The sequence below is a fragment of the Spirillospora sp. NPDC049652 genome (genome assembly GCF_040675125.1).
Classification (GTDB): Bacteria; Actinomycetota; Actinomycetes; order Streptosporangiales; family Streptosporangiaceae; genus Spirillospora.
In genome coordinates this window covers 1-10,469 of record NZ_JBFAOF010000169.1, presented here as the reverse complement: position 1 = coordinate 10,469, position 10,469 = coordinate 1, and the positions used below count along the sequence as shown (strand labels likewise).

The following is a 10,469-nucleotide window of genomic DNA, read 5'->3' as shown; positions in this document are numbered from 1 at the left end:
GGCGGGGCGCAGGAGCCGGGCGACGACCAGCGCTCCGACCAGCGTCAACCCTGAGAGCGCCCACAGCGCGTCATGCAGCGCGCTCGCGTACGCGTGCGTGGCGGCCTCGGCGTATCCGGACGCCGCGACGCCGCGCGGGGGAGTCCCGTCCCCCTGGAGCAGCCGGGAGGTAGCGGCGGACGCGGCGGACTCCCCGTAGCGTCCGGCCAGGCCGGCGCGCGTGAACGTGGTGAGCAGCGCGCCGAGGACGGCCACGGCGACGACCTCGCCGCTGATCCGGGCGGTGTTGAACACCCCGGCGGCCATCCCGGCGCGTTCGGGTTCGACGGCGGAGATCGCCGCGCCGTCCATGATGGCCAGGGAGATCCCGAAGCCGGCGCCGATCAGCAGCAGCGGCGCGGCGAGGGCCCCGGCGCCCGCGCCGCCCGGGACGAGCGCCAGCAGCGCCGTCCCGGCCGCGACGAGCAGCAGCGTCAGGACGAGCAGGGCCCGCTGGGACAGCCGCCGGCCGAGCAGGCCGGTGAGCGGCGGCAGGACGAGCGTCGGCCCGGTCAGCAGCATCAGCGTCAGCCCCGCCCGGCTCGCCGACGCGTGCTGGGTCGCCATGAAGTAGGGCGGCAGGACGATGGTGAGCGCGACGAACCCGAACGCGAGCAGGAACGGCATCGCGGAGATCGCCACGAAGCGCGGGCGGGTCAGCAGCGCGAGGTCCACCAGCGGGCTCGGATGCCGCCGTTCGACGGCCCCGAACACGGCCAGCAGGACGGCGCAGGCGGCGAACCCGGCGAGGACGGCCGGGTGCGTCCAGCCGAGGCTCGGGCCCTCGACCAGCGCGAACGTGAACGCGGAGAGGCCGAGGGTGAAGGTCGCGGCGCCCGTCCAGTCGATCGGCCCGGACGCGTCCCGCCGCGATTCGGCGAGCAGCGGGACGGCGAGCAGGCTCGGCAGCAGCGCGACGGCGGCGGCCCCGAAGAACGCGCGCCAGCCGAGGCCGGTGACCAGCAGCCCGGCGACGACCGGGCCGAACGCGAGGCCGAGGCCGAGGACGGTCCCGAACACGCCGAACGCGCGGACGCGGGCCGGGCCGTCGGGGAACGCGGCGGCCAGCAGCGCGCTGCCGCCCGTGGTGGCGGCGGCCGCGCCCGCGCCGGCGAGCAGCCGCGCGGCGACGAGCGCGCCGATGTCCGGCGCGGCGGTCGCGACCAGCATGGACGCGGTGAACACGGTGAGACCGCCCGCGAACATCCGGCGCCGTCCGATCCGGTCGGCGAGCGAGCCGGTGCCCGCCATGAGGCTCGCGAAGGTCAGGAAGAAGCCGTTGACGACCCACTGCGAGGCGGCGAGGCCGGCGTGCAGCGACCGGCCGACGTCGGCGGTCGCCTCGGCCGCGCCGGTGGCGGTGATCGGGATGAGCAGCAGCGCGCCGCAGACGACGGTGAGCGTCACGGCGGCGGGCGGGCGCCGGTCGGGGCCGGGCATGGCGGGGCCGGACATGGCGGGGCCGGACATGGCGGGCCATCCCTTCGAAGTCGAATAACCATAAGAGCTTTGATGGAGACACAATCTCTGATGCACATGCGGGTCTTGTCAAGTCGTCGTGGCTTGGTAGGGTGCGTCCGGAAAGGGAGGGCGATGGAGGCCGACGAGCGGATCGAGCGGGCCACGGCCTGGCGTCCGGGCATGCTGATCAAGCGGGCCGAGCAGGCGCTCATCGCCGAGAAGAGCCGCGTGCTGCGGCCGTTCGGGCTGACCGTCCCGCAGTACGCGGCGATGTTCACGCTCTCGCTGGCGCCCGGCATCTCCGGGGCGCGGCTCGCCCGCTACTGCGCGGTGACGCCGCAGAGCATGACGACGGTGCTGAAGACGCTGGAGGCGCGCGGGCTGGTCGAGCGCCGCCCGTCCGAGGACCACGCGCAGGTGCTCGTCACCCGGCTCACCCCGGCGGGCGAGGCCCTGCTGGACGAGGCGGACGCCGCGGCCGTCGCCGTCGAGCGCCGCATCGTGGACGCGTTCGACGCGGACGAGCTGGAGGCGCTCCGCCTGCTGCTCGGACGGGCGGTGGACGTCCTCACCTAGTTTCCGGAGTTTTCTGGAAACAGTGCCGCTGATCTGGGGTAACGATCTCGGCATACGGGGATCAACCAGGCGGAAACCGTTCCCTCCGCGGACACCGTCCCCCGCCGCGGAGGCCGTCCCGTCCGAGGTTCCGATGTCCCCCTACGTCTTCGCCTGGATCCTGTGGGTCCTGATGTTCTTCGCGATCGAGCTGCCCGCGGTGTTCAACCGGCAGCCCGGCGACACGCTGTCCGAGGTGATCTGGAAGGCGTTCGCCGTGCGCGGCAAGCCGCTCGGCTGGCAGCTGCGCCGGCTCGCGCTGCTGCTCGGCCTCGCCTGGCTGGTCACGCACCTGCTGAGCGGCGGCATGGTGTGAGAAGGGCGGGTCGTCGCTTGGTCACGTGTGTGTAACAAGCGTCCCCCCGGTATGTTTTCGTCCTACTTCTTCCCTCTACGGTCGCATCGCGAATTGTGGCGATCCCACGTGAAGGTGAGAAGATGCGGCGCGTTTCCCACAGGGCGATGACCCTGCTGCTGGCGGGCGGCCTGACCGCCTCCGGACTCGGCCTCGCCGGCGCGGCCCAGGCCGCGGCGCCGGCCGCGAGCGGTGACATCCTGGCCCAGCTCAAGGCGATTCCCGGCATGAACGTGCAGGAGAAGTCGTCCACCCTGCCGGGCTACCGCTGGTTCTGGCTGACCTACAAGCAGCCGGTCGACCACCGCAAGCCCCGGGGCAAGTGGTTCGAGCAGCGGATCATGCTGGAGCACCGCGACGCGGCGGCCCCGATGGTGGAGTACACCAGCGGCTACAACACGCCCGAGACGATGTTCCAGTCGGAGCCGACGGCGCTGCTGAACGCCAACCAGATCTCGGTCGAGTACCGGTACTTCACCCCGTCCCGCCCGGCGGACGCGAACTGGAAGTACGACAACATCTGGCAGGCCGCGACCGACGAGCACCGGATCGTCCAGGCGCTCAAGCCGATCTACAAGGCCAAGTGGATCAACACCGGCGCCAGCAAGGGCGGCATGACCGCGACGTACCACAAGCGGTTCTACCCGAACGACGTCGCCGGCTCGGTCGTGTACGTCGCGCCGAACGACTACGACAACAACAAGGACCAGGCGTACGACAGGTTCTTCCGGACGGTCGGCACCGACCCGCAGTGCCGCGCCCACGTGAAGGACCTGGCCCGCGAGATCCTGAAGCGCCGCACGGCCATGGAGACGCGGCTGAACGCGGACGCCAAGGCCAACGGCTGGACGTTCTCCATCCTCAAGGGCACCGACCGCGCCTTCGAGAACTCCGTCATGGACTTCGAGTGGGGCTTCTGGCAGTACCACCTGCAGTCCGAGTGCGCCTCGCTGCCCGCGACCAACGCCTCCGACGACGCCATCTACCAGGTGTTCATGGACGTCGCGGACGGCTCGTCCTACGCCGACCAGAACCTGAGCAGGTACATCCCGTACTACTACCAGGCGGGCACGCAGCTCGGCTGGCCGTCGCCGAAGTTCCCGAACCTGCACGACCTGCTGCGCTACGAGAGCAGCTACGTCCCCCGGACGTACGTGCCGCGCGACATCGCGATGAAGTTCGACAACGGCCGGGCGATGCGCGACATCGACTCGTGGGTGCGCCGCAACGCCGACCACATGATGTTCGTCTACGGCGCCAACGACCCGTGGGGCAGCAAGCCGTTCCGGCTCGGCAAGGGCAGCCGTGACTCGGCCGTCTACGTCGCCCCGGGCATGAACCACAGCGGCCGGCTCATCGCCAAGCTGCCGGACGCGCAGCGCGCCAAGGCCGTCGCCGACCTGCAGCGCTGGGCGGGCGTCGCCCCGTCCATGCGGGCCGCCACCGCCGTCCCGACCCCGATGGGCGAGGACCCGACCCTGGCGCAGCGACCCCCGCTGTAGCCGCTGAGCCGAGGCCCGTTCGCGGGCTTCCGGTTCCCACCCCCGAGGCGTGGGGCGCGGACCTTCCCCCGGTCCGTGTCCCACGCCTCGTCATGTCCGCCGCGCGTGCGCCCGCTCAGTCCCCAGTGCGAATCCATGCGGACGTGCTGCCGGGGAGCAGGTCGCCATAGCAGGGCGCGCTCGACAGGACGACCTCGCCGGGCGGCAGCCGGACGGGATTGTCCGAGCAGTTCAGCGCGCACGTCAGCCGTCCCCGGCTGAAGACCACGGTCGTGCCGGACGCGTCGTCCGGCCACTCGATCTCCTCCGGCAGGCCGGGCAGCAGCTCGCGGCGCAGCGCCAGCGCGCGGCGGTAGAAGGCGAGCATCGACCCCGGGTCGCGCTCCTGCGCCTCGACCGTCAGGGACGCCCAGTCCGCGGGCATCGGCAGCCACGGCCGCACGCCCTCCGGAGCGAAGCCGTACGGCTCCTTCGTCCCGGACCAGGGGAGCGGCACCCGGCAGCCGTCCCGGCCGGGCTGGCGGCCGCCGGTGCGGCGCGAGATCGGGTCCTGGCGGGCCTCCTCGGGGATGTCCTCGACCTCCGGCAGGCCCAGCTCCTCGCCCTGGTACAGGTAGGCCGAACCGGGCAGCGCGAGCATCATCAGCAGCGCCGCGCGGGCGCGCGCCGCCCCGATGCCGGGCAGGCCGCGCGGCTGCTCGTACCGCGTCACGTGCCGGGGCATGTCGTGGCTGGACAGTACCCAGGTCGGCGCGGCGCCGGTGGGCGCGACCGCCGCGCACGCCGCCCGGATCACGTCCCGGAACGCCGGAGCCGACCAGGGCGCGAGCTGCAGGTCGAACTGGAACGCCTGGTGCAGCTCGTCCGGGCGCAGGAACCGCGCGAGGTCGTCGGGGGAGTCGGTCCAGACCTCGCCTACCGCCATCCGGTCGCCGTCGTAGGAGTCCAGGATCCGCCGCCAGTCCCGGTACACGCCGTGCACCTCCGGACGGCTGTAGATGCGGCCGTACAGGGCGGTGCGCGCGTCCTCGCCGAGGTCGGTGAAGGCCGGGTTCTTGAACAGGCCGGCGGCGACGTCGATGCGGAAGCCGTCCACGCCGCGGTCGAGCCAGAACCGCAGGATCTCCTCGAACTCCCGGCGGACGGACGGGTCGCGCCAGTTCAGGTCGGGCTGCTCGCGCGCGTACAGGTGCAGGTACCACTGGCCGTCCGGGAGCCGCTCCCAGGCCGGTCCGCCGAACATCGACGGCCAGTCGTTCGGCGGGCCCTCCATCCGGCCGTCCGGCTGGATCCGGCCGGGCCGGAACACGTACCGGTCCCGCGCGGGGTCCTCCGGCGGCGCGGCGAGCGCCCGCCGGAACCACGGGTGCCGGTCCGAGGTGTGGTTCGGCACGATGTCGATGATCAACCGGAGACCGTGCGCGTGCGCGTCGGCGACCAGCGCGTCGAAGTCGTCCAGCGTGCCGAACCGGGGGTCCACGCCGGTGTAGTCGGCCACGTCGTAGCCGCCGTCGGCGAGCGGCGAGGGGTAGAACGGCGTCAGCCACAGCGCGTCCACGCCGAGGTCGCGCAGGTACGGCAGCCGCGACCGGACGCCCCGCAGGTCGCCCTCCCCGTCGCCGCCGCCGTCGGCGAAGCTGCGGACATAGACCTCGTACACGACGGCGTGGCGCCACCAGGGGGATCGCGTCATACCAACGATCTACCCGGAACAGGAAGAACCTTCACCCGGCGGGAGGAGGCGCGCGAACCGCCTCCCGGCATGCGTCCGGCCCCTGCGCAGCGCGCCCGGGGCCGGTCTCTCGGGTGCCGGGACGCACCCGGCGGACGGCTAGGAGGGGGAGTTGATCATGGCCTGGGCGGCCATGGTGAAGTAGTTCCAGAGCATCTGCTCCGCCTGCGGCTGGAGCCCGCACTCGGCGACGGTCTCGTCCAGCGCCGCGCGCATGTGCCGGAGCCAGGCCTCCTTGGCCGCCTCGTCCACCACGAAGGGGACGTGCCGCATGCGCAGCCGCGGATGCCCGCGCTGCTGGCTGTAGGTGGTCGGACCGCCCCAGTACTGGATGAGGAACAGCCGCAGCCGCTCCTCGGCGGGGCCGAGATCCTCCTCCGGATACATCGCGCGCAGCGCCGGGTCGTCCGCGACGCCCTGGTAGAAGCGGTGCACGAGGACGCGGAACGTCTCCTCGCCTCCGACCGCCTCGTAGAAGGTCACCTGTTCGGGATCAGCCATAACGCCCCAAGCCTATGCGGTGGGAGCCCGCTTGCGCCTCTTGATCGTTCAGGACCCGGAACCGCCCGGGGACGGCGGCCGGAACGGGCGCCGGCCCGTGGGCCGGCCCGCGGCGGCGGCGGATCAGCCCACCGACGCGGCCACCGAGACGCCCGCCTGGTCGAACGCGACCTTCACGCGCTCGCGCAGCTCGCGGGCGCAGGCCGCCTGCCGGCCCGGGGCCGTCTTCAGCACCACGCGGATGACCAGGGCGTCCGCCGCGAGCGCCTGGACGCCCCAGACCGACGGCGGCTCCAGGATCTCGTCGCTCCACCGCGGGTCCTCGGCCATCAGGTCGGCCGTGCCCTGCAGGATGTCCTTGACCTTCTCGACGTCCTCGTTGATGTCGACCGGGATGTCCAGCACCGCCCGGCCCCAGTTCTGCGACTCGTTGCCGACCTTCTTGATCTCGCCGTTCGGGACGTACCAGACCACGCCGTCGACGTCCCGCATCCGGGTGACCCGCAGGGTGACGGCCTCGACCGTGCCCTTGGCGCTGCCCACGTCGATCACGTCGCCGACGCCGTACTGGTCCTCCAGCAGCATGAACATGCCGGCCAGGCAGTCCTTGACGATGTTCTGGGCGCCGAAGCCGACCGCGACGCCGATCACGCTGGCGCTGGCGACGATCGGGGTCAGGTTCAGCCCGAGGTAGCCGAGGATGCTGAACAGCGCCGTCCCCATGATCACCACGGACGCCACCGAGCGCAGCACCGAGCCGAGCGTCTTGGTCCGCTGCGCGCGCCGCTGGGACAGCAGCGCCGGGCTGCCCTCGAAGATCGTCCGGCTCCTCTCCCGGACCTTCTCCGACATGGTGCCCTCGGCCATCCGGAGCGTGATCCTGGTGATCATCCGGTGCGCGATGTTCCGGATGACCAGGGCGATCACGAACGTCACGATGATCGCGACGAGCTTGCCCGTCCAGACGTCCATGTCCCACTCGTGGACGACCCTGGTGGCGTCCGGGCTGTGGGTGATGTTCCAGAACAGGCGGCAGGCGGCCTTCGGATCGGCGCCGCAGTACTGCTCCGCCTTGCCGTCCATCTTGACCAGGGGCTCGCTCAGCGCCGCCGCGTGGACGGACGCGCCGGACGCCACTGTGCCGTACATGGGGGCAGACCCTCCCGACCGATGGTGGATGCCGCGTCACATCGTCGTGGACCTGCGGCGGTACGAGCCCGATCGTAGGGGACGGTGACGACGGGTTCGGCCGGCGCCGGACGACTGACGCGCATCGGTCTCGAAGGGTCTGCCCCCGGGCCGCGGACCCGGATGGACGGGGTGGGGAAGCGGATCCGCGGCCGGTCGGGGGGAGTAGGTACGAAAGCCCTGGTCACGCCATCACGCGGGTCGGGCGCTCCGGAGCCGGTCCCGCACGGCGGCGCCGGCCGGGCGCGCCGCCCGTTTCAGGTCCCGCGGGGGCCGTGGCTGCCGCGCCGTGTCGGCCACGGCCCCCGGGGACGCTTCCGGCCCCCTCAGGGACGGGCCGAGGGCCCGCTCCCCGCGGTGGCCGGATCGCGGATCTCGAAGCCCTGCGCCTCGAGACCGCGCGTCTGTTGCCGCAGCGGCTGCAGGACGTGCGCCAGTTTCGACGCGGCCCCGCGCGGGTCGTCGACCCGGTGCATGCGCTCCCCCCAGGACCACCAGTAGTAGTGGTCGCGTGTCTCCGGCGCGGGCGCGCAGGTGACGTCCTCGGCCAGGCTCGCGGCCGCCGGGTTCACCACCCGCAGGAACGCCGGCCCGGACCGGGTCCGGACCACCCGCGCGACCAGGCCGCGCGTGTCGAGTTCGTGCTCCAGCTCCTCCAGGTAGCCGACGCGCTCGTCGTGTGCCACCTGCGCACCCCCTCCGTCTTCCCGTGCCCTCCGAGGACCGCCCGTGCCGTGCCGTTCCGTTCCGGTGCCGCTTGCGTGCCGCGCCGTTTCCGGACGATGCCGGACGGCACCGTGCCGGACGGCCGCTCCCGCCGCGGGAGATGATCTTCATCCCGGCCGGGACCGGACCCCCACGTGATCGAACTCAGCGCTTCCGTACCATTACTCGCGGCGAGAATCGCAACCCCAACGGTGGTGGGTCAAGGGCCCGGCTGTCCGGCGAAGTACGGGATTCCCCATCCCGGGGAGAGGTCCGCGGCCCTTGGTGGAGAAATCTCTACCCGGGGGAGAGAAGGCGCTCCCAGGGCGTCCGCGTTTCTCGGGAATGGCTTGGCCTGCCCCGGTGCGGGCGTTACGCTGCGTGCGCAAGAGATTATTTCTCGTATCGCCTGCTCATGGCGGGTGTGCGGGAATTCTCCGTCCGATGAGGTTGACCTAGCTACCGGTCGCCGTGGCCCCGAGGTCTGGCCCTCGCTCCCGAGGACCCCCCCGGCCCAGCGGTGAGGAGGCCGGAACGATGTCAGACCCCCCGAAGAAGGAGACCGAAATCGCGCGCCGGATCAGGGCGCGCGGTCTCGCCCGGGGACGCGCCCCCGCCCAGATCGCGGTCGACATCCACGATCAGTGCGGGCCGCTGTTCGGCATCACGCCGATCAAGGCGCACCGCCTCGCCCACGGCGTGGCGCTGTCCGACATCGTCGCCCAGGTCCGGGCGCTGTTCGAGATCGACGGCAAGCCCGAGCCCAAGCTCGGCGACACCCTGCTGTCGGCCTACGAGAGCGGCTACAAGCGCCCCGGGCCCGAGTACCTCCACTACCTCTGCGCCGTCTACCGGGTCGAGCCCGACGACCTCGGGTACCGCAGCCCCTGCATCTGCGGGCGCGGCCACGCGACCCGTCCCGCCGAGACGGCCGGCGGCCAGGTTCCCGCGGCCGCCCCGTCCCAGCGGGATCCGGGCCCCCGGCCGCCGGCCCCCACCGACGCCCTGATCGGGGCGGTGGTGGTCCCGGCGCCGGACGACCGGCACTGGATCTCCGTCAGAAACCCCAGGGGTCCGGACCGCGCTGACGGCCCCGCCTCCATTGATGTGGGAGAGGAGGACATCGTGCTTCGTAGGACCCTGCTGAGCCTGCTGGCCGGATCGGGCGTGGTGACGCTCGACGGCCAGTTCCTCGGCGCCGTGGACAACCTTCGGCGCAAGATGGACGACACCCTGGTCAGCGCGACCGTGTCACCGACCATGCTCGACCAGTGGGAGGAGACGACGCTCGGCTACGGCCAGCAGTACCAGGCGACCCCGTCGCTGCGGATGCTCTGCGACGTGCTGCTCGACTTCTCCGAGGTCCGGCGGATGGCCGACAAGCGCCAGCCCGTCGAACTGCAGGAGCGGCTGCTGCGGATCGCCGCCCAGCTGTCCGGGCTGTCCGGGCTGATCATGATCAACCTGGGCGACCACCGGCTGGCGCGCTCGTTCTTCCGGACCGCGCGGACGGCCGCCGACGAGACCGGCGACCGCAAGCTGCGCGCCTGGGTGACCGTGCGCGAGGCGCTGGTGCCGATGTACTACGGCGACCCGCGCGAGGCCCTGCACCTGGCCCGCAAGGCCCAGGACCTCGCCGGGCGCGACCCGAGCGTGGCCGCCGCGATGGCGCCCGCGGTCGAGGCGCGCGCCCTCGGCCAGCTCGCGCTGCGCGGCCGCGGCGACGCCGCGCCGAGCGCCCGCCGGGCGCTGCTGCGCGGCCGGTCGGTCTTCGACCAGCTGAGCAAGGAGCACACCGGCGACCTGGTGTTCGGCTTCACCGAACGGCAGATGACCTTCTACGAGGGCGACACCTACACCAACCTCGGCGACCACAAGGGCGGAGAGGAGTCACTGAGCAGGGCGCTCACGCTGTACGCGCCGACCGACCGGGTCGACCTCACCCTGGTCCGGCTCGACCGGGCGTCGTGCAAGCTGCACGCCGGACAGCCGGAGGCGGCGCTCGCCACGGCCCGGGAGGCGATCCTCGACCTGCCGGTAGAGCACCGTTCGGACATCCTCGTCCACCGGGCGCGGCAGGTCGGCGCGGCGGTGAGCCAGAAGCACCCGGGGCTGCACGAGCTGACCGACTTCTACGAGGCGCTGGCCGGGCCGCACGTCCAGAGCCCCTCGACCCGTCCCGTCCAGCCACCGAAGCCGTCGGTCCCGCCGGCAGAGCAGGTCTGACGCGCATGCCACAGCCAGAGGGCCATCTGCCCGGACCCCAGGCCGTGCCGGCGCGCCCGGCCCCCGGCCACCGCGCCGAACCGTCCGGCCACCGCGCCGAGTCGCCGGGCCACCGCGCCGACCCGACCGGCCTCGGGGCCGAGTC

At 72.6% G+C, this 10,469-nt stretch carries 9 protein-coding genes; 4 read left to right on the top strand and 5 right to left on the bottom strand.

Translation table 11 applies throughout. From position 1 onward, the window contains the following. Positions 1 to 1,509, bottom strand: a 1,509-nt coding sequence (locus AB0J52_RS14260) for an MFS transporter (protein WP_500182018.1), incomplete at its 3' end; no start/stop codon positions are given. Between the two features lie 123 nt (positions 1,510 to 1,632). Between AB0J52_RS14260 and AB0J52_RS14255 the strand changes: the two genes are divergently transcribed. From AB0J52_RS14255 to AB0J52_RS14245, 3 genes are all read left to right on the top strand, one after another. Next, positions 1,633 to 2,076: a MarR family winged helix-turn-helix transcriptional regulator gene (locus AB0J52_RS14255; protein ID WP_500182017.1), complete on the top strand. Its 444-nt coding sequence runs from the start codon at positions 1,633 to 1,635 to the stop codon at positions 2,074 to 2,076. 133 nt (positions 2,077 to 2,209) lie between these two features. Beyond that, on the top strand, positions 2,210 to 2,431 hold the full coding sequence (locus AB0J52_RS14250; RefSeq protein WP_500182016.1) for a hypothetical protein: 222 nt from the start codon (positions 2,210 to 2,212) through the stop codon (positions 2,429 to 2,431). Positions 2,432 to 2,553: 122 nt separating this feature from the next. Next, a complete protein-coding gene (locus AB0J52_RS14245) occupies positions 2,554 to 3,972 on the top strand; it encodes a S28 family serine protease (RefSeq protein ID WP_500182015.1) in 1,419 nt (472 codons plus the stop codon). 115 nt (positions 3,973 to 4,087) lie between these two features. Here the strand turns inward: AB0J52_RS14245 and AB0J52_RS14240 are convergent, their stop codons facing one another. From AB0J52_RS14240 to AB0J52_RS14225, 4 genes are all read right to left on the bottom strand, one after another. Further along, positions 4,088 to 5,665, bottom strand: coding sequence for a glycoside hydrolase family 13 protein (locus AB0J52_RS14240; protein ID WP_500182014.1), 1,578 nt, complete (start codon positions 5,663 to 5,665; stop codon positions 4,088 to 4,090). A 138-nt stretch (positions 5,666 to 5,803) separates the two neighbouring features. Beyond that, on the bottom strand, positions 5,804 to 6,205 hold the full coding sequence (locus AB0J52_RS14235; RefSeq protein WP_500182013.1) for a globin: 402 nt from the start codon (positions 6,203 to 6,205) through the stop codon (positions 5,804 to 5,806). A gap of 123 nt (positions 6,206 to 6,328) precedes the next feature. Then, positions 6,329 to 7,354, bottom strand: a complete 1,026-nt coding sequence (locus tag AB0J52_RS14230; RefSeq protein ID WP_500182012.1) for a mechanosensitive ion channel family protein — start codon at positions 7,352 to 7,354, stop codon at positions 6,329 to 6,331. Positions 7,355 to 7,719: 365 nt separating this feature from the next. Beyond that, positions 7,720 to 8,079 (bottom strand): hypothetical protein, encoded by a 360-nt coding sequence (locus AB0J52_RS14225; RefSeq protein WP_500182011.1) that lies wholly within the window; start codon positions 8,077 to 8,079, stop codon positions 7,720 to 7,722. 556 nt (positions 8,080 to 8,635) lie between these two features. Between AB0J52_RS14225 and AB0J52_RS14220 the strand changes: the two genes are divergently transcribed. Continuing rightward, positions 8,636 to 10,324 carry an NsdA family TPR-like regulatory protein gene (locus AB0J52_RS14220; protein ID WP_500182010.1) on the top strand — a complete coding sequence of 563 codons (1,689 nt, stop codon included), beginning with the start codon at positions 8,636 to 8,638 and terminating at the stop codon, positions 10,322 to 10,324. Positions 10,325 to 10,469: the final 145 nt, after the last annotated feature.

Bases quoted from the DNA above. Each gene is read 5' to 3' on its own strand.
- AB0J52_RS14250 (WP_500182016.1), top strand. From the start codon at position 2,210: ATGTCCCCCTACGTCTTCGCCTGGATCCTGTGGGTCCTGATGTTCTTC.
- AB0J52_RS14240 (WP_500182014.1), bottom strand. From the start codon at position 5,665: ATGACGCGATCCCCCTGGTGGCGCCACGCCGTCGTGTACGAGGTCTAT.
- AB0J52_RS14255 (WP_500182017.1), top strand. From the start codon at position 1,633: ATGGAGGCCGACGAGCGGATCGAGCGGGCCACGGCCTGGCGTCCGGGC.
- AB0J52_RS14230 (WP_500182012.1), bottom strand. From the start codon at position 7,354: ATGTACGGCACAGTGGCGTCCGGCGCGTCCGTCCACGCGGCGGCGCTG.
- AB0J52_RS14245 (WP_500182015.1), top strand. From the start codon at position 2,554: ATGCGGCGCGTTTCCCACAGGGCGATGACCCTGCTGCTGGCGGGCGGC.
- AB0J52_RS14220 (WP_500182010.1), top strand. From the start codon at position 8,636: ATGTCAGACCCCCCGAAGAAGGAGACCGAAATCGCGCGCCGGATCAGG.
- AB0J52_RS14235 (WP_500182013.1), bottom strand. From the start codon at position 6,205: ATGGCTGATCCCGAACAGGTGACCTTCTACGAGGCGGTCGGAGGCGAG.